The sequence below is a fragment of the Actinopolyspora sabaoui genome (assembly GCF_051225635.1).
In the GTDB taxonomy this organism is placed as follows: Bacteria; Actinomycetota; Actinomycetes; order Mycobacteriales; family Pseudonocardiaceae; genus Actinopolyspora.
Map to the genome: position 1 here is coordinate 490,856 of NZ_JBMIHH010000003.1, position 25,631 is coordinate 516,486.

The 25,631-nt window shown below is 66.8% G+C and carries 20 protein-coding genes, 3 tRNA genes and 1 pseudogene; 6 read left to right on the forward strand and 18 right to left on the reverse strand.

What is annotated here, in order from left to right:
* The first annotated feature begins 37 nt into the window (after window positions 1-37).
* Window positions 38-475 (forward strand): GNAT family N-acetyltransferase, encoded by a 438-nt coding sequence (locus ACOQFL_RS07300; protein ID WP_435543312.1) that lies wholly within the window; start codon window positions 38-40, stop codon window positions 473-475.
* On the opposite strand, the gene ACOQFL_RS07305 is transcribed toward ACOQFL_RS07300, so the two are convergent.
* From ACOQFL_RS07305 to ACOQFL_RS07320, 4 genes are all read right to left on the reverse strand, one after another.
* Window positions 476-922 carry a cysteine dioxygenase gene (locus tag ACOQFL_RS07305; protein WP_435543313.1) on the reverse strand — a complete coding sequence of 149 codons (447 nt, stop codon included), beginning with the start codon at window positions 920-922 and terminating at the stop codon, window positions 476-478.
* A 357-nt stretch (window positions 923-1,279) separates the two neighbouring features.
* Window positions 1,280-2,407: a cystathionine gamma-lyase gene (locus tag ACOQFL_RS07310; protein WP_435543314.1), complete on the reverse strand. Its 1,128-nt coding sequence runs from the start codon at window positions 2,405-2,407 to the stop codon at window positions 1,280-1,282.
* 8 nt (window positions 2,408-2,415) lie between these two features.
* The gene (locus ACOQFL_RS07315) at window positions 2,416-3,453 is read right to left on the reverse strand and encodes an NAD(P)H-dependent glycerol-3-phosphate dehydrogenase (protein WP_435543315.1); all 1,038 of its coding nucleotides are present in this window, start codon (window positions 3,451-3,453) and stop codon (window positions 2,416-2,418) included.
* Window positions 3,446-4,225: a lysophospholipid acyltransferase family protein gene (locus ACOQFL_RS07320; RefSeq protein ID WP_435543316.1), complete on the reverse strand. Its 780-nt coding sequence runs from the start codon at window positions 4,223-4,225 to the stop codon at window positions 3,446-3,448. Before ACOQFL_RS07320 ends, ACOQFL_RS07315 begins: the two co-directional genes overlap by 8 nt.
* Window positions 4,226-4,328: 103 nt before the next feature.
* On the opposite strand from ACOQFL_RS07320, the gene cofC reads away from it, so the two are divergent.
* From cofC to ACOQFL_RS07335, 3 genes are all read left to right on the forward strand, one after another.
* Window positions 4,329-5,000: a 2-phospho-L-lactate guanylyltransferase gene (gene cofC / locus ACOQFL_RS07325; protein WP_435543317.1), complete on the forward strand. Its 672-nt coding sequence runs from the start codon at window positions 4,329-4,331 to the stop codon at window positions 4,998-5,000.
* A gap of 96 nt (window positions 5,001-5,096) precedes the next feature.
* On the forward strand, window positions 5,097-7,379 hold the full coding sequence (locus ACOQFL_RS07330; RefSeq protein ID WP_435543318.1) for an RNA degradosome polyphosphate kinase: 2,283 nt from the start codon (window positions 5,097-5,099) through the stop codon (window positions 7,377-7,379).
* A gap of 6 nt (window positions 7,380-7,385) precedes the next feature.
* On the forward strand, window positions 7,386-8,423 hold the full coding sequence (locus ACOQFL_RS07335; protein ID WP_435543319.1) for an NUDIX hydrolase: 1,038 nt from the start codon (window positions 7,386-7,388) through the stop codon (window positions 8,421-8,423).
* An 18-nt stretch (window positions 8,424-8,441) separates the two neighbouring features.
* Here the strand turns inward: ACOQFL_RS07335 and ACOQFL_RS07340 are convergent, their stop codons facing one another.
* The 3 genes from ACOQFL_RS07340 to leuC form a co-directional block, all read right to left on the reverse strand.
* On the reverse strand, window positions 8,442-9,464 hold the full coding sequence (locus ACOQFL_RS07340; protein ID WP_435543320.1) for an HU family DNA-binding protein: 1,023 nt from the start codon (window positions 9,462-9,464) through the stop codon (window positions 8,442-8,444).
* Window positions 9,465-10,275: 811 nt separating this feature from the next.
* Entirely contained in the window at window positions 10,276-10,878 is a 603-nt protein-coding gene (leuD, locus tag ACOQFL_RS07345) for a 3-isopropylmalate dehydratase small subunit (protein ID WP_435543321.1), read from the reverse strand.
* A 99-nt stretch (window positions 10,879-10,977) separates the two neighbouring features.
* A complete protein-coding gene (gene leuC / locus ACOQFL_RS07350) occupies window positions 10,978-12,378 on the reverse strand; it encodes a 3-isopropylmalate dehydratase large subunit (protein WP_435543322.1) in 1,401 nt (466 codons plus the stop codon).
* An 87-nt stretch (window positions 12,379-12,465) separates the two neighbouring features.
* On the opposite strand from leuC, the gene ACOQFL_RS07355 reads away from it, so the two are divergent.
* Window positions 12,466-13,167, forward strand: coding sequence for an IclR family transcriptional regulator (locus ACOQFL_RS07355; protein WP_165400580.1), 702 nt, complete (start codon window positions 12,466-12,468; stop codon window positions 13,165-13,167).
* Between the two features lie 183 nt (window positions 13,168-13,350).
* Here ACOQFL_RS07355 and ACOQFL_RS07360 read toward each other — a convergent pair.
* The 5 genes from ACOQFL_RS07360 to gltX form a co-directional block, all read right to left on the reverse strand.
* Window positions 13,351-13,423: transfer RNA gene (locus ACOQFL_RS07360), tRNA-Glu, on the reverse strand.
* A gap of 161 nt (window positions 13,424-13,584) precedes the next feature.
* Window positions 13,585-13,657 (reverse strand) — tRNA-Glu (locus ACOQFL_RS07365).
* A gap of 28 nt (window positions 13,658-13,685) precedes the next feature.
* Window positions 13,686-13,757 (reverse strand) — tRNA-Gln (locus tag ACOQFL_RS07370).
* A 377-nt stretch (window positions 13,758-14,134) separates the two neighbouring features.
* Complete coding sequence (locus ACOQFL_RS07375) at window positions 14,135-14,926, reverse strand: HAD family hydrolase (RefSeq protein WP_435543323.1); 792 nt, start codon at window positions 14,924-14,926, stop codon at window positions 14,135-14,137.
* A 160-nt stretch (window positions 14,927-15,086) separates the two neighbouring features.
* Window positions 15,087-16,598, reverse strand: a complete 1,512-nt coding sequence (gene gltX / locus ACOQFL_RS07380) for a glutamate--tRNA ligase (protein WP_435543324.1) — start codon at window positions 16,596-16,598, stop codon at window positions 15,087-15,089.
* Between the two features lie 189 nt (window positions 16,599-16,787).
* On the opposite strand from gltX, the gene ACOQFL_RS07385 reads away from it, so the two are divergent.
* Window positions 16,788-18,026, forward strand: coding sequence for an FAD-dependent oxidoreductase (locus ACOQFL_RS07385; RefSeq protein WP_435543325.1), 1,239 nt, complete (start codon window positions 16,788-16,790; stop codon window positions 18,024-18,026).
* A 123-nt stretch (window positions 18,027-18,149) separates the two neighbouring features.
* Here the strand turns inward: ACOQFL_RS07385 and ACOQFL_RS07390 are convergent, their stop codons facing one another.
* The 6 genes and pseudogenes from ACOQFL_RS07390 to ilvC form a co-directional block, all read right to left on the reverse strand.
* The gene (locus ACOQFL_RS07390; protein ID WP_435543326.1) at window positions 18,150-18,932 is read right to left on the reverse strand and encodes a fumarylacetoacetate hydrolase family protein; all 783 of its coding nucleotides are present in this window, start codon (window positions 18,930-18,932) and stop codon (window positions 18,150-18,152) included.
* Between the two features lie 68 nt (window positions 18,933-19,000).
* Entirely contained in the window at window positions 19,001-20,686 is a 1,686-nt protein-coding gene (gene cimA, locus ACOQFL_RS07395; RefSeq protein WP_435543327.1) for a citramalate synthase, read from the reverse strand.
* Between the two features lie 299 nt (window positions 20,687-20,985).
* A complete protein-coding gene (locus tag ACOQFL_RS07400; RefSeq protein ID WP_092632187.1) occupies window positions 20,986-22,029 on the reverse strand; it encodes a 3-isopropylmalate dehydrogenase in 1,044 nt (347 codons plus the stop codon).
* A gap of 405 nt (window positions 22,030-22,434) precedes the next feature.
* On the reverse strand, window positions 22,435-24,030 hold the full coding sequence (serA, locus tag ACOQFL_RS07405) for a phosphoglycerate dehydrogenase (RefSeq protein WP_435543328.1): 1,596 nt from the start codon (window positions 24,028-24,030) through the stop codon (window positions 22,435-22,437).
* A 229-nt stretch (window positions 24,031-24,259) separates the two neighbouring features.
* Window positions 24,260-24,505, reverse strand: coding sequence for a DUF397 domain-containing protein (locus ACOQFL_RS07410; protein ID WP_092632193.1), 246 nt, complete (start codon window positions 24,503-24,505; stop codon window positions 24,260-24,262).
* A 124-nt stretch (window positions 24,506-24,629) separates the two neighbouring features.
* Window positions 24,630-25,628 (reverse strand): annotated as a pseudogene (gene ilvC, locus ACOQFL_RS07415) (ketol-acid reductoisomerase); the annotation flags it as partial.
* Window positions 25,629-25,631 lie beyond the last annotated feature (3 nt).

Genomic DNA, 25,631 nt, shown 5'->3' on the forward strand with positions numbered 1-25,631 from the left:
CGGTCCACAGGTCCACACATCCGAGAAAGGTGCCGCGTTGCTGATCAGAGAACTCGACCAGGCGGAGACGGCCACGGCGTACCCGGTACTCCGGGAACTACGCCCACGGTTGAGCGACATGGCCGACTTCCTGGCCGCGGTGGACAGGCAGCGGCAGCACGGGTATCGCCTGATCGCGGCCCTCGACTCGGAACAGCGAGCGGTGGCGGCGGCGGGATTCCGGGCCGGTGAGTGCCTGGCCTGGGGCAGCTACCTGTACGTCGACGATCTGTGCACGCTGCCACGAGCCAGGGGAAACGGGTACGCGAGCGAACTGCTGCGCTGGATCGCGCGCGAAGCCGAGACCTCTGGGCTGGACGAGATCCACCTCGATTCCGGGAACGGGCGTCACGCCGCGCACCGGTTGTACGCGAACAGCGGGTTCACCGCCCCTTCCACACACTTCGTCCGGAAGCTGTCGACCGCGAAGTCGTAATCAGCCGGTCGGGTTGAGTGCCCTGCCCGGGCGGTACACGTGAATGCTGATCGCCGGATCCGGCCCCTCGTTGTGCACCTGGTGGGCGTAGTTGGGACCGAAGACCCGGGACTGGCCCGCGACGAGCGTGTGCAGCGCCTCGGCCTGGTGGTGCCCGGAATCGGACCGAACGGCGCGTTCGTTCAGCACACCGGCGATCACGGTGAAGGCACCGTCGGCACCTCCGTGATCGTGAAGCTCGGTGTGCTGGCCGGGCAACCAGCTCAGGATCCAGACCTCGTGGTCGTCTGTGCGTCGCAGCAGTTCGGACCAACGTTGTTCCCGGTCGTAGCGCACCAGGTGCGCCCAACCGCGGCGATCGGCCGCGATCTCACGGGCTATCAACGCCGGATGCGCCCGGGTGCGTTCGGGCGCGTGGAGAACAGTATTCGGTGGAACAGCGAACACGGTGGAGAGTCCTTCGCGACAGTACGGGAGAAGTGGAAACGCGGGATCGGCGGATCAACGATCCGTGATCAGGGGGAAACTCGACGCGAAGGACACAGCGCGCTCGCTACCAGGCGCAGCTCGACATGGCAGTACTGACCGGCCGGACGCCGGACCGCCGTCGGGTTCGCCTTCGCAGCGCGCAAAAACACGACGGAAAGTGAACCAGGAACGGGACGCTACGGCAAGGAAATCCCCCGGAGTTCGCAAGATCTCACACTACCGTGCGATACCGACTCGCCGCGTGCCGAGAGCTCTCGCCGCGCGAACCGGGTGTTCCAGCGGCCATCGCTCCGCGGACATCGGAGCAGAGCATCACTACCGCCGCAGTGCCGCGAGGACGTCGGCCACGAGATCGGCAGGGTCCTCACAGCCTGCCGAGAACCGCACGAAGCCCTCCGGAACGGGATCGCCCCACTGGGCACGCCGGTCCACGGTGCTGTGCACCCCACCGAAACTGGTCGCGCCGGAAACGAGGTGACTGCGGTCGACGAACCGCCGCACCGCCTCGGCATCCCGCAGTTCGAAGCGCAGCACACCACCCCACCGGCGCATCTGCCGACTCGCCACCTCGTGCGCGGGATCGCTCGGCATGCCGGGCCAGCGAACTCCCGTGACCTCCTCATGACCGGACAACGCCTCGGCGAGCGCCGCCGCGTTCTCGGCCTGCCGGGCGAGACGGAGGTCGAGCGTCGCCATGCTGCGATGCGCCAGCCAGGTCTCGAACGGTGCCGGAATCGCCCCGGAAAGGGTTCGTACTCGGCCGAGACGTTGCGCGAGTTCCTCGTCACGCACACTGACGTGGCCGAGCAACAGGTCGCTGTGCCCGCACAGGGCCTTCGTGTCACTGGCCACCACCGCGTCGGCACCGAGTTCCAACGGCCGCTGCCCCAACGGCGTGGCGGTCGTGTTGTCCACGGCCACCAGCGCGCCCGCGGCGTGAGCACGCTCGGACAGCGCCGCGATGTCGCAGACGTCGAGACCGGGATTGGACGGAGTCTCCAGCAACACCAGCCGGGCGCCGTCGAAAACGTCGTCCGGGAAGGGGCCCGCGGTCGGAACCTCCTTGACCCGCAGGTGCAGCTCGGCGAGTTCGGTCCGCACGAACTCCCTGGTGGCGTAGTAGCCGTCGGTGGGCAGCACCAGTACGTCACCGGCGTGCAGTACGGCTCGCAACAGAGTACCGATAGCCGCCATCCCGGATGGCAGCAGCAGACACGTTCCACCGTCGAGGTCCCCGACGGCGGTTTCCAGCGCCCGCCAGGTGGGATTCCCGCCCCGACCGTAGAAATCGACGTCGCCGAGGCGATCGGACCCCCCGAGGTGGTACGGGGCCGCGAACACCGGACCGGGCATGAACGACTCCCCCGCCGCCGGTTCGGTCTCTCCACCGTGTACGCAGCGCGTCCCGTCCCCGTACAACGGGTTCTCCCTCCTGTGCGGCATCTCGATCGCTATTCCGGTTTACGGTCCCGTCCCAGCAACTCGGCTGCGGCGGGCACCGGCTCCAGCCCTTCGTGGCACACCCGGTGGACCACTTCGGCTATCGGCATCTCCACGCCGTTGGCGGCAGCGAGTTCGCAGAGCGACCGACAGGACTTGACGCCCTCCGCGACCTGCCCGTGTGCGGCCCGCTGCGCCTCGGCCACGGAATCACCGTGTCCCAAGCGCTCCCCGAACGTGCGGTTGCGGGACAGCGGCGACACACAGGTAGCCACCAGATCGCCCATTCCGGCCAGCCCCGCGAAGGTCATGGGCTCGGCACCCAGCGCCGTTCCCAAGCGGGTCGTCTCGGCGATGCCCCTGGTGATGAGAGTGGACATGGTGTTGGAGCCGTATCCCAGCCCGGATGCCACCCCGCAGGCGAGCGCGATCACGTTCTTGCAGGCACCGGCCACCTCCACACCGACGATATCGGTGTTGGTGTAGGGCCGGAAGTACCCCGTCGAGCAGGCACGTTGCAGCGCGACCGCGCGCTCGTGGTCCGGACAGGCGACCACTGTGGCGGTGGGCTGTTCGTCGGCGATCTCCTTGGCGAGATTGGGACCGGAAACGACGGCCACCCGAGCGGCGGGTACATCGGCCACCTCGGCTATCACCTGGCTCATCCGCTTCAGGGTGCTCAACTCGACCCCTTTGGCCAGACTGACCAACGTGGCTCCCTCCGGGAGGAGGGGTTGCCAACCGGTCAGGTTCTCCCGCAGGGTCTGACTCGGCACCGCGAGTACCACCGCGTCGGCCCCGTGCAGCGCCTCCGCCGCGTCGGCGGTGGCACGCAACCGGCCGGGAAGCGGGGTTCGCGGCAGGTACTCGGTGTTGACGCGGTGACGCTCGATCTCCTCTGCCACGTGGGACCTGCGAGCCCACAGTCGCACCTCGGTGCCCGCGTCGGCGAGCACCTTGGCGAACGCGGTTCCCCAGGATCCGGCCCCCAACACGGCCACGCGCCGGAGCGCACCGCGCTCCGGCCCGGAAACGGTGCTCTCAGACATGGTCGTCGTTCCGCTCCGCACGCCTCGCACCGGAGTAGAACGAGGAGGGCGCGGGCTCCTCCCGGATGTCGGCCAGCTGATCGCGTACCCGACGCATGAGCAGCTCGGTGACCTCGCGCAACACCTTGGTATCGGCTTCCCCCGCGCGGTACTCGGCCAGGTCCTCGGGGGCGCCGAACCGCAGCGTGACCCGCTTGCGCGGGAAGGGGCGGAAACGTTTGTGATACCCGTCGAGGATTTCCCTCGTCCCCCATCTCGCCACCGGAATCACCGGGACGTCGTGTTCCAGGGCGAGCCTGGCCACTCCCACCTTGGGGATCATGGGCCAGCCCTCCGGGTCCTTGGTGATGGTGCCGTCGGGGTAGATCAGCACCACCTTGCCCTGTTCCAGGGCCCGGTGCGCCTCCCGGAGGCTCTGCTGGGCGTTCACACTGCCGCGATACACCGGGATCTGCTCGACTCCACGCAACACACCGCGCAGCACCGGGTAGTTCCAGAGTGTGTGTTTGGCCAGGAAGCGGGGAAGCCTGCCCGCTCGGTGCACCGACACCGCGTCGTAGATCGGATCGAGATGCGAGATGTGATTGAGCACCAACAGCGCGCCGCCCTGGGCCGGTACGTGCTCCAGCCCGATCAGCCTGGTCCGCGCCAGCAAAGCCTTGAGCGGATAGAACACGACGATGGCGATCGCCAACCAGATTCTGCCGACCACGCCGTTTCCACGCTCTTTGGTGGCGCCGCGGGAACGTCGCAAACTCCTCGGCTCGGCCACGCCAACTCCTTCCGTTTGAGCGGCTGCCAACATACCCGTTGGGGTGGGCACCGCCGATTGACCGGTCGCGAGACCTCTCCCCGGTGAGGCGCAGAATGGCGGTGTGACCGTGGGAGTCCAACTGCTCGTACCGATCAAACCACTGCGCCTGGCAAAGACCCGGTTGCGTACCGAGCGAATCCTCTCCGAGGAGCACGCCGAGCTGGTTACCGCGCTCGCGATGGACACCGTCCTGGCAGCGGCAACGGCCGAACGGGTACGGGAAGTGCTCGTGGTCACCTCGGATGCGGTGCTGGCGCGCCGCTTCCGCGAACTCGGGGTCGAGGTGCTGCCCGACTCACCGCGGGCCGGGCTCAACGCGGCACTGCGACACGGTGATCACCTCCTCGGCGAACGGGGCACGAAGGTCCGGGTCGGCGCCCTGCAGGCCGATCTCCCGGCGTTGCGCGGCCCCGAGCTGGACGGTGCGATCGCGGAGGCGGACTCGGAACGCTCCTACTGCGCGGACCGCCAGGGCACCGGGACCACGCTGTTGCTCGCCTGCGGCGGCGACGCGCTACGTCCCGGGTTCGGCACGAACTCGGCAACGACTCACCGCGAGAGCGGCGCGAAGGCACTCCTCGGCTCGTGGGCGTCGTTGCGCTGCGACGTGGATACCGAAACCGACCTACGTACGGCGGAGGCCCTGGGGCTCGGTTCCCACACCCGAAAACTGCTACGAGGAAACAATTCGAAACCACCCCGTCCCGAAATTGATTGTTCGGGGACGGGGTAACCCCACCGAAACCGCTGCCGTTCGGGGAGTACTCACCCCCGGTCGGCTTGGGTAACCTCCGTCACCATCCGATCGGATGAGCGTAGCCCCCACCTCATGCGTGACAATAGTGGTGTGAGTACGGACGGCGACGATCGGCTTTCCGAATCGATGCGAGGGAACAGCCACGGGACGACACCCGAGAGGGTCGCTCGGAACGCGCCCGAAGCCATCACGCCCGAGGCCGAAACGGCGCCGGACGACGCGGCCACGCGTAACGGCGAGTCGGATCGCGCGCGCGTACCGGCGGCTCCTCCCGCGGTCACCAGAGCCGTGGCCAGCACGGACCTGCCGGAGAATCGGTACCTCAATCGTGAGCTGTCCTGGTTGGATTTCAACGCCCGGGTGCTGGCCGTGGCCGAGGACCGGTCCCAACCGCCGCTGGAACGGGTGAAGTTCCTGGGCATCTTCGCCTCGAATCTGGACGAGTTCTACATGGTGCGCGTGGCGGGGCTGAAACGACGCGAGGAAACAGGACTATCGGTACGCAGCGCCGACGGGCTCTCGCCGCACGAACAGCTGACCCGCATCTCGGCACGCAACCAGGACCTGGTTGAACGGCTCGACCGCGTCTTCCTCGACGAGCTGCTGCCGGAGCTGGAGGCCAACGGCATCCGCATCCTGAGTTGGGCGCGGCTCGAAAACCGGGACCGGGAGAACCTGACGCGCTACTTCGAGGACCACGTCTTCCCGGTACTGACTCCACTCGCCGTCGATCCGGCGCACCCGTTCCCCTACATTTCCGGGCTTTCGCTGAACCTCGCGGTGATGGTCACCGACACCGAGGCCGGGATCAAGCGGTTCGCCAGGGTCAAGGTTCCCGCCAACGTGGCGCGGCTGATCCGGGTGGAGGACGACCGGGACCAGCCGCAGAGCACGTTCATCCCGCTCGAAGAGCTCATAGCGGCACATCTGGACAAACTTTTCCCGGGCATGGAGGTCACCGAGCACCACATCTTCCGCGTGACGCGTAACGCGGACCTGGAGGTCGAGGAGGACCGCGACGAGGACCTGCTGCAGGCCATGGAACGCGAGCTGGCACGCAGGCGATTCGGCCCGCCCGTACGGCTGGAAATAGCCGACACGATGAGCCGGACGATGCTCGACCTGCTGTTGCGCGAACTGGACGTGGACCCGCACGACGTCGTGGAGGTACGTGGGCTGCTGGATCTGTCCTGCATGTTCCAGCTGGGCAAACTGCAACGCCCGGATCTGAAGGGCTCGCCGGTCGTACCCGCCACTCATCCGGCCTTCGCGGAGGGCAACACGTCCAAGAGTATCTTCGCGACATTACGCGAGGGCGACGTGCTGTTACACCATCCCTACCACGCGTTCTCCACCTCGGTGCAGCGCTTCATAGAGCAGGCGGCCGTGGACCCGCAGGTGCTCGCGATCAAACAGACGTTGTACCGGACCTCGGGTGACTCGCCGATCGTCAACTCGCTGATCGACGCGGCCGAGGCGGGCAAGCAAGTGGTGGCGCTGGTCGAGCTCAAGGCACGGTTCGACGAGCAGGCCAACATCCAGTGGGCACGTGCCCTGGAACGCTCCGGCGTACACGTGGTCTACGGCCTGGTGGGATTGAAAACCCACTGCAAGACGGCACTCGTGGTGCGCCAGGAGGGTGCGACACTGCGGCGTTACTGCCACCTGGGGACCGGCAATTACAACCCGAAAACCGCTCGGACTTACGAGGATCTGGGACTGCTCACCGCCGACGACGATATCGGCGCCGATCTGACCGATCTGTTCAACGTACTCACCGGATACGCGCGGCACGACACTTATCGCAGGATTCTGGTCTCACCTCAGGGCATCCGAACCGGGATAGTCGAACGAATCGAGGGCGAAATAGCGCTGGCGCGAACGGGAAAACCGGCAGGAATCCGGATGAAGATCAATTCGCTGGTCGACGAACAGATCATCGATGCTCTCTATCGGGCCTCGCTCGCCGGAGTTCCCGTTCGGATCGTGGTACGCGGTATTTGTGCCTTGCAGGCGGGAGTCGAGGGTCTGAGCGAAAACATCGAAGTCCGGTCGATTCTCGGCAGGTTCCTGGAGCATTCCAGGGTGTTTCATTTCCAGGGTGCGGACGAACACTGGATCGGGAGTGCCGACATGATGCACCGGAATCTGGATCGGCGGATCGAGGCACAGGTACAGGTGACCGATCCCAGGCTGACCTCGGAGCTGGACTCATTGCTGGATTCGGCACTCCACCCGCAGACACGTTGCTGGGTGCTCAACTCGAAGGGTGACTGGGAGGCATCACCGCGGCAGGACCAGCAGGTACGGGACCACCAGACGGAGATGCTGCGGCTGCACGGCGCTAAGGTGTGAGTCGAGATGTCCAACTCCGAATCCGCTTCCGAGATCGATCCACCCCCTGCGTCGAACTCCGCGACGATTCACGGCGATTCCGCCGGCCCGCTGCCCACGATAAGGGCTGCCGGTGCGGTGCTTTGGCGGCCGGGTTCGACCGAGCACACGGAGATCGCCGTGGTGCACCGCCCGCGCTACGGGGACTGGTCACTTCCCAAGGGCAAGCTCGACCCCGGGGAGACGATCCCGCAAGCGGCCGCTCGGGAAGTCACCGAGGAAACGGGGCTGAACTGCGTGCTGTCCCGTCGGCTGCGCAGGATCGGTTACGAGGTCCCCCGGGGAAGAGACGGGCGGGCCGCCAAGTCCGTGGACTACTTCGCCGCACGTGCGCTGCCCGGGGAGTTCGTCGCCAACGAGGAGGTCGACGAACTGCGCTGGGTGCCCGCCACACGGGCTCACGAGTGGTTGACATACGCGGACGACCACGACGTGGTGGACTCGTTCATGAGCCTGCCCACCACGATGAGCACCGTACTGTTGGTACGACACGCCGAAGCGGGCAAGCGCACGGAATTCCACGGTGACGACAACCTGCGACCGCTCAGCGAAGCAGGATGGCGACAACGGAATCAGCTGCACAGCCTGCTCTCACTGTTCGGCCCCGAACGTGTCCATTCCGCGCCGAGGGTGCGCTGCGAGCAGACGGTGGATTCCGTCGCCGAGAGTCTACGGACGAACATCGAATCCGAACCCGCGCTTTCCGAGGAGGCGTATCGAGCCCATCCGGAGGCCGGGAGGCGACGCCTGCTGCGCATCGCCGCCGAGCCGGGGACCGCGGTGGTGTGCAGCCAAGGCGGTGTCATTCCGGATCTGGTGAGCTCACTGGCCCGCTCGGACGGGCTCTCGCTCGGTGAGATCAACAGCCGTAAAGCCAGTGTCTGGGTTCTCTCCTTCCTCACCACGTCGCATTCCGGTGACGGGCATTCCGGTGACGGTTCGCACCCGGCACCGCTGTTGGCGGCCGCCGACTACTTCCCCGCGCCGACGCCGGAAAACGTGTGAAAGGCACGACCCCCGGCGTCACTTCTTGTTGCTACGCCCTGAAGTGGACTTCTTGGCCGAGGTCGTGGAGCTCTTCGCCTGCTGTGTCCTGCCGGTGCCGGACTTGGAGCTCGTCGTCCTGCCGGTACCCGCCGACTTCGTAGTACCCGATTTGGCGGTACCGGTGGACTTCGTCGCGCCGGTCCCGGTCGAGGACTTGGTGGTGCCCGACTTGGCGGTACTCGCCTTGCTCGTGCTCGCCTTGGCCGTACCGGTCTTGGCCGTTCCGCTCTTGGCGGTGCTGGCCTTGGCGGTACTCGTTCTGGTAGCGGTGGCGGCGCTCGTCCGACTCGTTGCCGTCTTCGCCCGGGTTCCTCCCGTGGCCCCACTCTTGCTCGTCGCCGAACGAGCGCTGGTCGACTTGGAACTCGTCGTCCTGCCGGTACCCGCCGACTTCGTGGTGCCCGATTTGGCGGTACCGGTGGACTTCGTCGCGCCGGTCCCGGTCGAGGACTTGGTAGTGCCCGACTTGGTGGTACTCGCCTTGCTCGTGGTCTCCTTGGCCGCTGTTCCGCTCTTGGTCGTACCGGTCTTGGCAGCACCCGTCTTCGCCGTGGAACTACGGCTGCTCGTCCCACTCGTGGTGGCAGCGGTGGTGCGGGATCCCGTCCTACCGGTACGGCTCGTGGTGGTTCCGGTACGGGTGGCACCGGAGGTGCTCTTGGCGGTCGTGGCGGTGCCGCGACTCGCCGTACCGGTCTTGGCCGCCGCCGCACGGGGAAGTTTTCGTTGGCCGCCCACCACTTCCTTGAACTGTGTACCGGCCCGAAAAGCGGGGACGTTGGTCTTGCGGACCTTCACCGCCTCCCCAGTACGCGGATTGCGGGCGGTGCGGGCGGCACGAGCTCGTTTCTCGAAAACGCCGAAGCCCGTGATATTCACCTTCTCGCCTTTGTTGACGTTGCGGACGATGAGATCCACGACGTTGTCCACTGCCTGACTCGCGGTTTGTTTGTCACCGAGGCGTTCGGCCAATGCCTCGATTAGTTGCGCCTTGTTCACGTCAGTCCCTCCCAGGACAACTACGGCCCGTCCGGGCCGACTCAGGAGCCACGGTAAATCTCCGCGGGAGTGGATGCCATTCGCCACGCCCGCTTTTCGCGTGGTGGCGCACCATTGGCAGCCGGAGAAAACCGCTGTGGCCCCGGCAGAGCTTTGTCGCCCGGTTTTCCGTGAGGCGCCAGCGGGCGGACCCCACAACCTGCTCTCGGTTGCGGTGAACCGACATCGGACGGGGCCCGGAGCGCGTAGCGGTAAGTCCTCGGAGGCAACCGAGACGAGGGAATCAGCGGGTGGTCGGCACACGGGAGTAGTTGGTCCGACGCCGAAAAGGCCGAAATCACCGGGCAACCACGCACCACCGACAGGGCGGGACTCGCCCACGCCCCGCCGGAGCCGGTTCTCACGGTCCCGGTTACGTGGGATGCGCCGGATCGGCGTCCGCGAGCCGCACGGGACGCATCGAGCGCCGCTCCCGGGATATGCCTCGTGGCCTCGCGGTGGGCGCGAACCGCGCGCGGCGGCGAGCTCGGACGAGTCCACCCGCTGCCCGGAGTCGAGCAGCCAAGTTTCGGCGGAACTCCGACGGGCGCCCACTGGAGGTTTTCCCGGTTGGCGGGTCGCCCACTCGGCGGAGCCTCCAGCCGACCCCGGGAAACCCGACGTCGGGTAGCGACCTACCCGAGGTCGGGCCTTCCTCGCGAGAACACGATGCGGGAGAAGCCGCGGGTGCTCGCCCCGACACGGGGTTCTCCGACGTTTCCAACTCGGCAAAAGACCCGGGGCGATCGACGAACCGACCGGAAAACCCCGATCAAACGGTGGGCGCGGCCTGCGTGGTGGGCAGGAAACTCGGCCTGGTTCGTTCGAAAGCGTCGATGCTGTCCTCCGAACGCATCGTCAGGCCGATGTCGTCGAAGCCCTCCAGCAGCCGCCAGCGTGTGTACTCGTCCACCTCGAAGCCGATGGTGAGGTCCTTGGCGCTCACGGTGCGCGCCTCGAGATCCACCGTGACCTCGGTTCCGGGCTCGGACTCGAGCAGCTTCCAGAGCAGTTCCACATCGGACTGCTCGCACTGCGCGGCGAGCAGCCCCTGCTTACCCGCGTTGCCTCGGAAGATGTCGGCGAACCGGGAGGAGATGACGACCCGGAAACCGTAGTCCTTCAACGCCCAGACCGCGTGTTCCCTGGAGGAACCGGTCCCGAAATCGGGGCCGGCCACCAGCACGCTTCCCCGGCTGAACGGTTCGACGTTGAGGATGAAGTCCTCATCGGCGCGCCAGGCCGCGAACAGGGCGTCCTCGAAACCCGTTCGCGCCACACGCTTGAGGTAGACGGCGGGAATGATCTGGTCGGTGTCTACGTTGGACCGCCGAAGCGGCACTCCGATACCGGTGTGCGTGGTGAACGGCTCCATGAGGTACTCCGTATCTCGGGTTGGTGGGTGGCTGCCCGGCGGATCCGGCCTCCCGCGAACCTGCCGGGGCGAGCGCACCGGTGTCACGACGTGGCTCGATTACAGGTCCTCCGGCGAGGAGAGCGTGCCGCGCACCGCCGTGGCCGCCGCGACGACGGGTGAGACGAGATGGGTTCGCCCGCCCTTGCCCTGCCTGCCTTCGAAGTTGCGGTTGGAGGTCGAGGCCGAGCGTTCCCCGGGGGTGAGCTGATCGGGGTTCATCCCGAGGCACATCGAGCACCCCGCCTGGCGCCATTCGGCACCCGCCGCCTCGAACACCTCGTGCAGCCCCTCGTCCTCGGCCTGCTTGCGTACTCGCATGGACCCCGGAACGACCAGCATCCGTACGTCTTCGGCGACCCTGCGGTCACGCAGTATCCCCGCCGCGCTGCGCAGATCCTCGATCCGCCCGTTGGTGCAGGAGCCGAGGAACACGGTGTCCACCGCGACCTCGTGGAGGGGAGTACCGGCGCGCAGCCCCATGTACTCCAGCGCCTTCTCGGTAGCGGCCCTGCTCTCCTCGTCGGCGATCGACTCCGGATCGGGTACCCGCTCCCCGAGCGGCAATCCCTGACCGGGATTGGTTCCCCAGGTCACGTACGGCGTGAGTGAGTCCGCGTCGATCGTCACCTCGGCGTCGTAGCCCGCGTCGGAGTCCGTGCGCAACGATTTCCAGTGCTCCACGGCGGCGTCCCAGTCCGCTCCGGCGGGCGCGTGCGAACGCCCCTTGAGGTACTCGAAGGTGGTCTCGTCGGGGGCGATCATGCCGGCCCTGGCACCGGCTTCGATGGACATGTTGCACATGGTCATGCGCGCTTCCATCGTCATGGACTCCACGGCCGAGCCGCGGTACTCCAGCACGTAGCCCTGACCACCACCGGTGCCGATCTTGGAGATCACGGCGAGGATGACGTCCTTGCTCGTGACCCCCGGACGCAGCGTCCCCTCGATGTTGACGGCCATGGTGCGGAAGGGCCGCAGCGGCAGTGTCTGCGTAGCCAGTACGTGCTCGACCTCGGAAGTACCGATACCGAAGGCGAGCGCGCCGAAGGCGCCGTGGGTCGAGGTGTGACTGTCGCCGCACACCACGGTGGTTCCGGGCTGGGTCAGCCCGAGCTGCGGCCCGACCACGTGGACGATCCCCTGCTCGGCGTCACCCATCGGATGGAGCCGTACCCCGAAGTCGGCGCAGTTCTTGCGCAGTGTCTCGACCTGCGTACGCGACACCGGATCGGCGATCGGCAACTCCACGCCCTCGGTGGGCACGTTGTGGTCCTCGGTCGCCAGCGTCAGATCCGGACGGCGTACGGCACGGCCGGCCAGCCGCAGCCCCTCGAAGGCCTGCGGACTGGTCACCTCATGCACGAGATGGAGGTCGATGTAGAGCAGATCCGGCTCGTCGCCCTCCCCGCGACGCACCAAATGCTCGTTCCAAACCTTCTCGGCGAGCGTGCTACCCATCGCTCCTCCCCATCGAAGCCGTGGGATCCGAGTGGTACGGCTCCCACGTTGTGGACTTCCCAGATAACGAGACGTTAGTATCGCCCCGTGGGAGAGCATAGCGGTATCGGAGTTCTGGACAAAGCGGTGGCCGTGCTACAGGCCGCTGCCGAGGATCCGTGCGGGCTGGCGGAGCTGTGCGAGCGTACGGGATTGCCCAGGGCAACGGCACACAGACTCGCGGTCGGTTTGGAAACGCACCGGATGCTGCGACGCGGCTCGGACGGACGCTGGCGCTCCGGTCCGGCGCTGGGCGAGCTGGCGGGCGGCGCGGTGGATCCCCTGCTGGAGGCGGCGGCCGCGGTGTTGCCCAAACTTCGCGACATCACCGGCGAGAGCGTGCAGCTCTATCGCCGCGACGGGATGCAACGTACCTGCGTGGCCACCGCGGAACCGCCGAGCGGACTGCGTGACACGGTCCCGGTCAACACCGCGCTGCCGATGACGGCCGGATCAGGCGCCAAAGTGCTGGCCGCGTGGTCCGACCCCGCCACACAGCGAGCCGTACTGGCGGAGGCGGTCTTCGGTGAACGCACTCTGATGGAGGTGCGTCGCCGGGGATGGGCGCAGAGCGTCGCCGAGCGGGAGTCCGGAGTGGCCAGCGTCTCGGCACCGGTGCGGGACTCGGCGGGCACCGTGGTGGCCGCCATCTCGGTATCCGGACCGATCGACCGGATGGGCCGGCGCCCGGGAAGTCGTTGGGCAGCCGATCTGCTCGCGGCTGCCGACGGGCTGCAGAACAGGCTCTGAGCCCGGGTCAGCACACGGCGGAACACGTGAGCGACGGCGGTACGGTCCCGATGAGCCGGGAAAGCCGTACCGCCCGGCTCTCCCCGCATGGCGCGAAGTAATTCGGTGCCCCATCGGGTTGATATCACCACTCGGATACGAAGAAAGCCGGTGTGCGAGCACACCGGCTTCGTATCTCTCGTGTAGTCCCGATGGGATTCGAACCCACGTTACCGCCTTGAGAGGGCGGCGTCCTAGGCCACTAGACGACGGGACCGCGTAAGCTACCGAACGCTTTCGAGCGAACGTAACCCACGAACATGCCGATTGATAACCCGATGAGAACCGAAACACGGCCCTCTAGGGGCACACACCGCTGGCGACACCAGCAGCGGCCACAACCGGGCAGCACCGAAAAGCGGAAACTCTCCGGTTTCGTAGTCCCGATGGGATTCGAACCCACGTTACCGCCTTGAGAGGGCGGCGTCCTAGGCCACTAGACGACGGGACCTTACGAGAAGCATCGGACGCTTCTTCAGCTGGGGTACCAGGATTCGAACCTAGACTAACTGAACCAGAATCAGTCGTGCTGCCGATTACACCATACCCCATCGGCACTGATGAACATCGTACCACCAAGCGGTTTTCTCTTTTCCGCTTCGATGACCTCTGTTCATCGCGTTGATGAATATACTAGACCATGCCCGTGAACCGCTTCGCACCACCCCCCTGCCAAAGCGATTCAGCTGGTGAGCGGGTCTTCCAGCGGCGGTTCGGGCCGCTGCCCCGATTCCCCGCGAACGGGGGCCGAACAGTCCTCGGAAGCTTCCCGCCCCACGTTCGCGGGGACTCTCTCCCTCGGAGTCCCCGCGCCAGGCGGGCAGCCCCGCGACGAGGCACCACGCGTGATTCCCCCTAGGAACGTTCTGCCCGAGTGAACGGCCCCACTACGAGCGCTGCCGCCCTGTTCCCGAACGGACAGCCTCGATCAAACCGAGCCGGCCATGCTCATTCGGTAGGCGGAAACCCCCTCTTCCGCACCGTCGAAAGGAAGATCACACACCAGAACCTCGGGCAACTCGCACAGACTCGTGATCACCGACACACCGTCGGCGGGAACCACCGAACTCGTCGGACCGACGCTGTCCCGGTCCAACCAGATGCCGTGCATACCCGCGCAGGCCGCCCCGTTGGCGTCGATCTCCAGATTGTTGCCGACATGGGCCACTTCCGCGGGCGAAAGTCCCAGGGTGTCGCAGGCAGCCGCGAAGATTCCGGAGGAGGGCTTGGCCACACCGCACTCGCCCGATATCACCGTCGCGTCGAAGGTAGCGGCCAACCCGGTGACGGCGAGTTTGTGCCGCTGGTACGCGCCGGGGGCGTTGGTTATGGCCGCGACGCGCAATCCGCTGGCACGCAACCATTCCAGACAGCCCGTGGCGTCCTCGAAGAGTTCCCAGGAGTCGCGCAGCGCCACCATTCGCCGGTGTTCCCTGGCCAACACCTCGTCCTCGCTCAGCCGTTCGCCGAAGGCGGCGAAGAAATCGCGGGTGCGGCTGCGGCACATCGTCTCGAAATCGATCTCACCCGCCATCATGCGCGCGTTGTACTCGTCGGTTATCCGTCGCCACACCGGCCACGCCGCATCGTTGCCGGTCAATGACGCGAAAGCCCGTCGAGCCGATCCCCGACTGTCCAGCAGCGTGTCGTCGATGTCCAGGCAGACCGCTCTGATGCCGCGAGGCCGTTCCGAGGCGGATACTTCAAGTGCGGATTTCACTCCGTGAGGCTAGGACTCCACCCGGAGTGGCCGACTCGTCCAACATGGTGATACTTACATCACTGACACGATTTAGCTCGCCGCGTGCAACAGCACGTGAACACACGTGACGTGCCGGTCCGCCCGACTTCCGTCGCGGGGACCGGCACGGTGATGGTGCTCACTCCTCGGGTACGTTCCGCAGCGCCGTACGCAACCGGTCGAGGCAGGACTGCCTGTCGAGCAGTTCCATCGACTCGAACAACGGTGGCGAGACCGTACGACCGGTGATTGCCACACGTACCGGCGTGAATGCCTTGCGGGGCTTGATGCCCAGCCCCTCGACGATCGCCTGTTTCAGGGCGTTCTCGATGTCGGCGGCGCGCCACTCGGCCAACGGTTCGAGGACATCCAGGGCGGCCGAAATTACCGGCCGAGCGTCACCGCCCAGCGCCTTGGCCGCGGCCGCTGGTTCCGGTTCGAAGTCCGCGCCCGCGAACAGGAAACCCATCATCCCGACCGCGTCCGACAGCACGGTCAATCGCTCCTGCACCAGTGGAGCGGCCGCTCGCACCGTCTCCAGCTGCCACTCGCTCGGAGCGGTGGGCAACACACCACCGGCGACCAGGTACGGCACGACCCTGTCGACGAAATCGTCGAGTTCCAACGCACGCAGGTGTGCGGCGTTGATGGCATCGGCCTTCTTCTGGTCGAACCGTGCCGGATTGGCGCTGACCCGACGAATGTCGAACGCACTCACCATCTCGTCGAGGTCGAACACGTCGCGGTCGTCGGAGATGGACCAGCCGAGCAGCGCCAGATAGTTGAGCAGCCCCTCCGGGAGAAAACCGCGCTCGCGATGGTGGAAGACATCGGACTGCGGGTCACGTTTGGAGAGCTTCTTGTTTCCCTCCCCCATCACGAACGGCAGGTGGCCGAACTCAGGGGTGAAGTCCGTCGTGCCGATCCGTTGCAACGCCTCGTAGAGCGCGATCTGACGCGGCGTGGAGGACAGCAGATCCTCGCCACGCAGCACGTGAGTGATTCCCATGAGGGCGTCGTCGACGGGATTCGTCAGCGGGTACAGCGCGTCCCCGTTGCCGCGCACCAGAACGGGATCGGGCACGCTGCCCGCGGGGAAGGTGACTTCGCCGCGAATCAGGTCGGTGAATCCGATGTCGCGGTCCGGCATCCGCAACCGCAGGACCGGACTGCGCCCCTCGGCGCGCAGTTCCGACTTGCGCTGCTCGGTCAACTCGCGGTCGGCGTTGTCGTACCCCAGTTTGGGGTCCCGGCCCGCGTCTCGGTGGCGCTGTTCGACTTCCTGCGGCGTGGAGAAGGATTCGTAGAGTTCACCGGCCTCCAGCAATCTGGCGGCCACGTCCGCGTAGATCTCACGCCGTTGACTCTGCCGGTAAGGACCGTACTCACCCCCTACGTCCGGCCCCTCGTCCCAGTCGAGGCGCAACCAGCGAAGAGCCTCCAGAAGTGCTTGGTAGGACTCCTCGCTGTCCCTGCTCGCGTCGGTGTCCTCGATGCGGAACAGCAACGATCCGTTGTTGTGCCGGGCGAACGCCCAGTTGAACAGCGCGGTGCGGATCAGTCCGACGTGTGGCGTACCGGTGGGTGAGGGGCAGAACCTGGCTCGTACCGGACGGTCGGACTCGGCGGTGGTGACATCTGACGTGCTCATGACTGATTCAGCTTATCCCGCTTGCCGCCCCTCTTGACCGGCGCGTCCCTTCGGAGCATGCTGGCGTTATTCAACGTCTGTTGAATTATTCTGCGGCAGTGCTGTCGGCTCGCGAGGTGCCTCGTTCCGATCACTCACGCGAGCAGCGGGATCGCCGAGCGGAAGAGGTCCTACATGGGAGGAATCGCGATGAAGCGAACCACCTGCTGCGTCGTCGGAGGGGGCCCGGCGGGGATGGTGCTGGGGCTGTTGCTCGCCCGCTCCGGGGTAGCCGTGACGGTGCTGGAAAAGCACGCGGACTTCCTGCGGGACTTTCGCGGGGACACGGTGCACCCGACGACGTTGGCACTGCTGGATGAGCTGGGTCTCGCCGAGCGCTTCGCCGAACTGCCCCAGCGAAGGATCAGCTCGGTGATGCTGCCGGTGGGGCCGGGGGGCGAGTTCTACACGCTGGGTGATTTCGAGCGGCTGCCGATCAAGTACAACTACATCGCCATGGTGCCGCAGTGGGACCTGCTCAATCTGCTGGCGGCGGAAGCGGCGAAGGAGCCGAACTTCGAGCTGCGCATGAACACCGAGGTGACCGGCCTGGTGCGGGAACACGGCCGGGTGACGGGGGTCGACTACCGCACCGCCGACGGGGAGCACGGCAGGCTTCGTGCCACCATCACGGTGGCCTGTGACGGCAGGGATTCCCTGGTCCGGGGAGAACTGGCCGACCAGCTCCGGGTACGGGACTTTCCGACTCCGATGGACGTGCAGTGGTTCCGGATCCCACGGCGGGAGGGGGACCCGAGCGGAGCCGTGGGGAGCATCGGGAACGGCGCGTTCACCGTACTGCTGGACCGGGAGGACTACTTCCAGGTCGCCTCGGTCATAGCCAAGGGCTCCGACGCGGCCGAGCGCGCCCACGACATCGGGAAGTTCAACGAATCGCTGCGTGGACGGCTCGGCTGGCTCGACGACGGGCGGGAACTCGTCCGGAGCTGGGAGGACGTGAAGCTGTTGCACGTCACCCTGGACCGGCTGCGCCGCTGGCACGTTCCGGGCCTGCTGTGCATCGGGGACGCGGCACACGCGATGTCACCGGTCGGCGGAATCGGTATCAACCTGGCGGTGCAGGACGCGGTGGCGGCCGCTCGGCACCTCGCGAAACCGTTGCGGCGTGGCGAACTGCGGCGCAGGCACGTGGCGGCGATCCAGCACACCCGGCTGCCCACGACCGCGCTCATCCAGGGCCTGCAACGCACCATCCACGCCAATGTGGTCGAGCCCGCACTGCGGGGAGAGATCGACTTCGGTCGCCGCGCTCGGCTCCCCCGTCCGCTGCGACTGCTGCCGAGACTTCCCTGGCTGCGCGTCGTCCCGCCCTACATCCTCGCCTACGGGGCCCGGCGGGAGGGCCCACCGAAGGAAGCACTCCGCTGACGCCCCGCAGAAGCTCGTTTCACCCGCGGTTCGGATGGATCGCGGGTGAAACGAGCGCACTGCCGGTGGCGCCGTCGACCGGGCCGGAACGCGCGCATCACGCCGCGACTCGCCAGCGACGGCTCAGGCCTGCTGCACCGGGTTGGTGAGTGTGCCCAGCCCGTCGATGGAAACCGAGACCTTCTGTCCGGCCCGCATCGGCCCAACCCCGGACGGAGTGCCGGTCAGGATCACGTCACCGGGCAACAGGGTCATGACCCGGGAGATGAACGAGATCAGACCGGCTACATCGTGCGTCAACAGCGAGGTGCGGGACTCCTGGCACAGCTCGCGGTCGAGTTCGGTGCGCAACCCCAGGTCGGAGGGATCAACGGTGGTGTCGATCCACGGTCCCAGCGGGCAGAAGGTGTCGTAGCCCTTCGCCCTGGTCCACTGCCCGTCGGCCCGTTGCTGGTCCCTGGCAGTGACGTCGTTGGCGATCGTGTATCCGAGCACCACGTCGGTTCCCCTGGCCTCGGGCACGTCCTTGCAGGGCTGGCCGATCACCACGGCCAGCTCGCCCTCGTAGTCGACCCGCTCGGAGTTCGGGGGCATCTTGATCGGGGCACTCGGGCCGATCACGGATGTCGAAGGCTTCATGAAAAGCACCGGATTCTCCGGCACCTCCCCACCCATCTCCCGCGCGTGCTCGGCGTAGTTCTTTCCCACGCAGAGCACCTTGGTCGGCAGGATGGGCGCCAACAGGCGCACGTCGGCCATCGGCCACTTACGACCGGTGAACGTCGGCTCCCCGAACGGATGCTGGTCGATCTCGACGGCGAGCACCTTCTCACCGGGGGATTTGGGGTCCGGCTCCAATGCCACGAACGAGACCCCTTCGGGCTGAGCAACACGTGCCAGGCGCAAACGAAACCTCCGTCATCAACTGTTCGCCGAACAGCTTACGTGCGGGTGAGCAACGGCCCAGTTCCTGGTCACCCCGTGTTGGAGCTACCGACCTCCGCCCGCTCGCCCCGGTGGACCGCCTTGTGGGCGAACGCGTCGCACAGCGCGTACCAGCTCGCCTCCACAATGTTGCCGTGCACCCCCACGGTGCTCCACTCCCGGTGTTCGTCCCGGGATTCCACGAGCACCCTGGTGACGGCGTCGGTCCCGGAGGCGTCGGTGAGAATCCGCACCTTGTAGTCCACCAGTTCGATCTCGTCCAACCACGGCAGCCGGGGCACCAGCGCCTTGCGCAGTGCGGCGTCCAGCGCGTTGACGGGACCGTTTCCCTCGGCGGTGGCGATGACGCGTTCCTGCAACACGTGCAACTTGACCGTCGCCTCCGAGACCACCTGCCCGTCGGGGCGGTGGTCGAGCGAGACACGGTAGGACTCCAGTTCGAAGGGTGCGCCGAACGACACCTCGTCCGAGGTGTCGCCGTCCGTTTCCGCCGCAGTGCCGTCGGCCAGCGCCATCTCACGACGCAGCATCAGTTCCAGCGAGGCGTCGGCCCCCTCGAAGGACCAACCCCTTGCTTCCAGTTCCTTGACCCGCCGCACCGCACCGGTGATGGCGTCCGGGGCCGAGCTCAGGTCCAGCCCCAGTTCGGCTGCCTTGAGCTCCAGGCTGGCGCGCCCGGACATCTCGGTGACGAGCACGCGCATCCCGTTGCCGACACGCTCGGGGTCGATGTGGTTGTACAGCTCGGGATCCACTTTGATCGCGCTGGCGTGCAGCCCGGCCTTGTGGGCGAATGTGGATCCCCCCACGTATGCCTGATGCGTGTCCGGCGCGATGTTGGCGATCTCGGCGAGCGCGTGCGACACCCGGCTGAGTTCGGACAGGTTGCCCTCGGGCAGCACGGGCAGCCCCAGTTTCGTCTCCAGATTGCCGATGACGGGGAACAGGTCGGCGTTGCCCGCCCGTTCTCCGTAACCGTTGGCGGTGCACTGCACGTGTGTAACCCCCGCCTGCACCGCCGCGAGCGTGTTGGCGACGGCGCAGCCGGTGTCGTCCTGGCAGTGGATCCCCAACCGGAAACCGGTGCGGCGGTGGATCTCCTCCACCGTTTCGGCCAGTGCTGTCGGCAGTTGCCCACCGTTGGTGTCACACAGGCACACCAGATCGGCACCCGCGTGCACGGCCGAGTCGAGCATCCGCAGCGCGGTGTCCGGATCGTGGGCGTACCCGTCGAAGAAGTGCTCGGCATCCAGGAACACGCGTTTGCCGTGCTCGGTGAGGTACCGGACGGTGTCGGCGATCATGGCGCCGTTCTCGGCCACGTCGGTACGCAACGCGCGTTCGATGTGTCTGCTGTCGGATTTGGCGACCAGCGTCACCGCAGGAGCTCCCGAGTCGAGCAACGCGGCCACCTGATCGTCCTGCTGCACAGGAACCCCGGGTCGGCGTGTGGAGCCGAACGCGGTGAGCACGGCGTGCCGAAGGTCGAGTTCGCCGGCGGTCGCCCGACGAAAGAACTCGGTGTCCTTCGGCAACGCACCGGGCCAACCGCCTTCGATGAAGCCCACGCCGAGGCTGTCCAGAATGCGGGCGACCGCGAGTTTGTCGGCCACCGAGTAGGAGATGCCTTCGCGCTGCGCGCCGTCGCGAAGCGTGGTGTCGTAGACGTGAAACGTGTCCGCCTGTGGGGTCCCTGCCGGGCTGGTGCGGTTCACTGTCCCTCCAGAAGGGCGGTGATCACGGGCCGGTCGTGGCTGGAACGGCCCGTTATGGCTGTCGTGGACACAAAAAAGACCCCCCGCGGATGCGAGAGGTCTGCGCGCCGGGTCTGCGGAGTCGAGTCACCCGGCGCGCTTGCCAATAATGCCCGTCGTGTACTGGAGCATGCCGCAATGCTCGCACATCGCGGACACACTCCAGCCAGTGGGCCTTTCTTCCCACGATACGGACAACCGGGGTGTCCGTGCCACGGTCCGTCAGCGGCGCGGCCGATCCGGCCGGACCCGACGGGGGATCACACCTGCTGCACGACTTCCCGCGCCGAAACCAGCGCGGCGAGCCGATCACCGATGGCGTGCGTGGCCCCCGGCGCGGAGTGATCGCGAGTGGCCAGATCGAAGGCGACCGAGGCCTGCACCCTCCTCGCCGCCTCCGCGTAACCGACGTGGTCGAGCAGCAGCGCGACGGACAGCACCGCCGCCGTGGGGTCGGCGATGCCCTGGCCCGCGATGTCGGGCGCACTGCCGTGGACCGGTTCGAACATGCTCGGATTGCGCCGTGTGGCGTCGATGTTCCCGCTGGCGGCCCTGCCGATACCGCCGGTGACCGCGCCGGCCAGATCGGTGATGATGTCGCCGAAGAGGTTGTCGGTGACGATCACGTCGAACCGGGCGGGATCCTGCACCAGATGGATCGTTGTGGCGTCGACATGCTCGTAGTTCACCGTCACGTCCGGATACTGCAACGAAAGTTCCTCGACCACCCGGGACCACAGTGATCCGGCGTGGCTGAGCACGTTGGTCTTGTGCACCAGAGTCAGATGCTTGCGTGGACGCGCCGATGCTCGCGCGAACGCGTCGCGGACCACCCGCTCCACCCCGAAGGCGGTGTTGAGACTCACCTCGGTCGCCACTTCCTGTGGCGTGTCCTTGCGCAGCAGGCCCCCGTTGCCCGCGTAGGGGCCTTCGGTGCCTTCCCGGACGACGACCATGTCGACCTCACCGGGGTCGGCGATCGGACTCTGCACTCCCGGATAGAGCCGCGCCGGACGCAGATTCACATGGTGGTCGAGTTCGAAACGCAGCCGCAACAGCAATCCGCGTTCCAGAATGCCGCTCGGCACCGACGGGTCACCCACCGCACCGAGCAGAATCCCGTCGTGCTCGCGCAACTCACCCAACACGGATTCCGGAAGTAGCTCCCCGGTGTTGTGCCAGCGAGCGGCGCCCAGATCGTACCGCGTGATCTCGGTTTCGGGGACCACTTCCCCGAGCACCTTCAGCGCCTCGGCCACCACTTCCGGCCCGATCCCGTCACCTGGGATCACAGCGAGCCGCATGCACACCTCCCGAGTCCTACCCCCGTTTTGGGGCTGAAACGTTGTGCCGCAGGCTACCGTGCTTCGATGTCGCTCAGGCACGCCGGACCCCAATACTGGACGTCACTTCCCGGACAGTGGGACACCCAATCGAGTGAATGTCACCCGTGCAGGGGGTGATCGGGAGCGACAAGCCGGCCGCTGACCAGCTGATACAACTTTCTTCCAGCCGGACGAGAACTCGATCCTGGAGGGTTGTCCGCGCCCGCGAACACGGAGCTTCGCGGCCCTGCGAACGAAAAACGGGGGCCGCCGCGTGCAGCGGCGACCCCCGAAAGGATCCGACGGGAGACCCCACCGGTCACACGAGGTGATCCGGTACGGAACCCGGGTGACCCGCGACCCGCACCGGGCCGCGGAATCGGCTCACTCGAAGCTGACGGTACGAACGGTCTTGGCTCCAACGGCCGCACCGATCGGCTCAAGCACGCCCGCGTCGACCGGACGGTCCACACGCAGCAGCATGATCGCGTCCGAACCGTCCGAGGTCTGGCTGATCTGCGCGGCCTCGATGTTCGTCCCGACCTCGCCGAGCAGCGTCCCGACCTTGCCCATGACACCGGGCCGGTCCGGGTACTCCAGCAGCAGGACGCTACCCTCGGCGCGCAGGTCGAAGTGCCTGCCGTTGACCTCGACGAGCTTCTCCACCTGGTTCGGACCGTCCAGCGCACCCGAGACGACACCCGTACGGCCGTCGGACAGCACGGCGCGTACCGAGACCACACTGCGGTGGCTCGCGCTCTCCGGGGCTGTCTTGACGTCGATGTCGACCCCGAGGTCCTCGGCGAGCTGCGGAGCGTTGACGAAGGTGACCTGGCTCTCCACCGCACCGGCGAAGACACCGCGCAGCGCCGCCAGCGGCAGCACGGAGACGTCCTCGTCGGCCAGCTCGCCCCTGGCCTCGACCGTGACGGAGGTCGGCGTGCTGCCGAGTACCGCGGCCAGCAACGAACCCAGCTTCTGGGTCAGCGGCAGGTAGGGGCGAACCTCCTCGCCGACGGCACCCCCCTGCACGTTGACCGCGTCGGGAACGAAGTCACCGCGCAACGCCTGCAGCGTGGAGTGGGCCACGTCGGTACCGGCCCGGTCCTGGGCCTCGGCGGTGGAAGCACCCAGATGTGGAGTCGCGACCACGTTGGACAGCTCGAACAGCGGACTGGAGGTCGTGGGCTCGGTGCTGTAGACGTCGATACCCGCACCACCGAGGTGCCCGCTGCGCAGGGACTCGGCGAGCGCGTCCTCGTCGATGAGCCCACCGCGCGAGGCGTTGACGATGATCGCGCCCTGCTTGGTCTTCTTGAGTTCCTCGGCACCGATGAGACCGAGCGTCTCGGCAGTCTTCGGCAGGTGGATCGACATGGCGTCGGCACGCTGCAGCAGCTCTTCGAGGCTGACGAGCTCGATACCGAGCTGGGCGGCACGCGCGGCCGAGACGTAGGGATCGTAGGCGATCAGCTTGGCGCCGAAGGCCTCCAGTCGCTGCGCGACGAGCTGGCCGATCTTGCCGAGACCGATGACACCGACGGTCTTGTCGTTGATCTCCACGCCGCTGAGCGCACTGCGTTTCCACTCCCCGGCACGCAGGCTGGCATCGGCCACGGCCACGTTGCGCGACACCGCCAGCAGCAGCGCGATCGCGTGCTCGGCGGCCGAGACGATGTTCGAGGTGGGGGCGTTGACGACCATGATGCCGCGTTCGGTGGCGGCGGGAACCTCGACGTTGTCCAGTCCGACTCCCGCACGGGCGACAACCTTCAGCCGCGTGCTGGCCGAGTAGACCTCGGCATCGACTTTCGTCGCCGAACGGACCAGCAGCGCGTCGGCGTCGGCAACGGCTTCGAGCAGTGCCGGACGGTCGGTGCCGTCGACGTGACGGATCTCGACCTCGTCTCCGAATGCTTCCAGCACCGAAGGGGCCAGCTTCTCGGCGATCAGGACGACAGGACGGCTTGCGTTGGTCACGGGCGCGCTCCAGTAACAGAGATCAGGGTCGAAGCAAGGCACGCCATTGTGCCGGGCTGGTGCAGCAGTTTAACGCTGATATGAGAATCCGTTCACACAAGTGTTGGACGTATCACCGTAACGCTACGGCATCCCAACACGACCGCGTAGCGGAAACAACACCGAAACAGCCGCACACAGGCTCCGTGGGCGGGATAACCCCCGCCTCGCGGCGAAACGGGTCGACGGCTCACGGTTCGTCGAACTCGCCGTCCTTGGCGCCCGCCACGAAGGCGTCCCACTCCTCCGGGGTGAAGACCAGCACGGGCCCCTCCGGATCGGCTCCGTTGCGCATGCCGATGTAGCCGTCCACGAAGGCGATCTCCACACCCGGTTCGTCATCGTCGTCGGTACTGGTGATCCACTCGGCGTTGGTGAAGTCGAGCTCGTCCCTGATGTGGGCCTTGTCGTCGACCGGTTGCGTTTCCTCACTCACGGTGTGGATATTAGCGCGCCGCGCGAGCCCCTCGTAACGCCCGGGAGCCCTCCGGAAAAACCGTGGGCGGCCCCGAACCCTCTCGGGGCCGCCCCACAGGACGGCGAATCGCCAGAACGGCAGTTCAGCCCTTGGTCCAGGACATCAGGGATCGAAGCCGCTTGCCGACCTCCTCGATCTGGTGCTCGTTGCCCGCGGCCTGCAGCTTGTTGAACTCGGGCCTGCCTGCCTCGTCCTCGGCCACCCACTCCTTCGCGAAGGAGCCGTCCCGGATCTCGGAGAGGACCTGACGCATCGAGTCCTTGACGTGCTCGTCGATGACCCGGGGACCACGAGTGAGGTCACCGTACTCGGCGGTGTCACTGCAGGAGTACCGCTGTCCGGCGATACCGCCCTCCCACATCAGGTCCACGATCAGCTTCAGCTCGTGCAGCACCTCGAAGTAGGCGATCTCCGGCTGGTAACCGGCCTCGACGAGAACCTCGAAACCGGACTGCACCAGCGCACTCGTTCCGCCGCAGAGCACGGCCTGCTCCCCGAAGAGGTCGGTCTCGGTCTCCTCGGTGAAGGTGGTCTTGATGACCCCGGCCCGCGCGCCGCCGATACCGGCGGCGTAGGCCAGTGCCAGCTGCTGCGCGTCGCCGGTGGGGTCCTGCTCCACCGCGATCAGGCACGGCACTCCCTTGCCGTCCACGAACTGGCGGCGCACCAGATGGCCGGGCCCCTTGGGGGCGACCATGGCGACATCCACGTCGGAGGGCGGCTGGATCAGCCCGTAGCGGATGTTGAACCCGTGCCCGAAGAACAGCGCGTCCCCGCTGTTGAGGTTCGGAGCGATGTCGTCGGCGTAGATCCGACGCTGCTTGGTGTCCGGCGCGAGGATCATGATCAGCTCCGCCTCGGCGGCCGCCTCCGAGGGAGTGACGACCCGCAGCCCCTCCTCGGCCACCTTCTCGCGCGACTTGGAGTTCTCCGGCAGGCCGATCCGGACGTCGACACCGCTGTCCCGCAGGCTCAGCGCGTGCGCGTGCCCCTGACTGCCGTAACCGATGATGGCGACCTTGCGCGACTGCACCCGGCCGAGATCGGCATCCGCCTCGTAGAAGATCTCAGTTGCCATTACCGT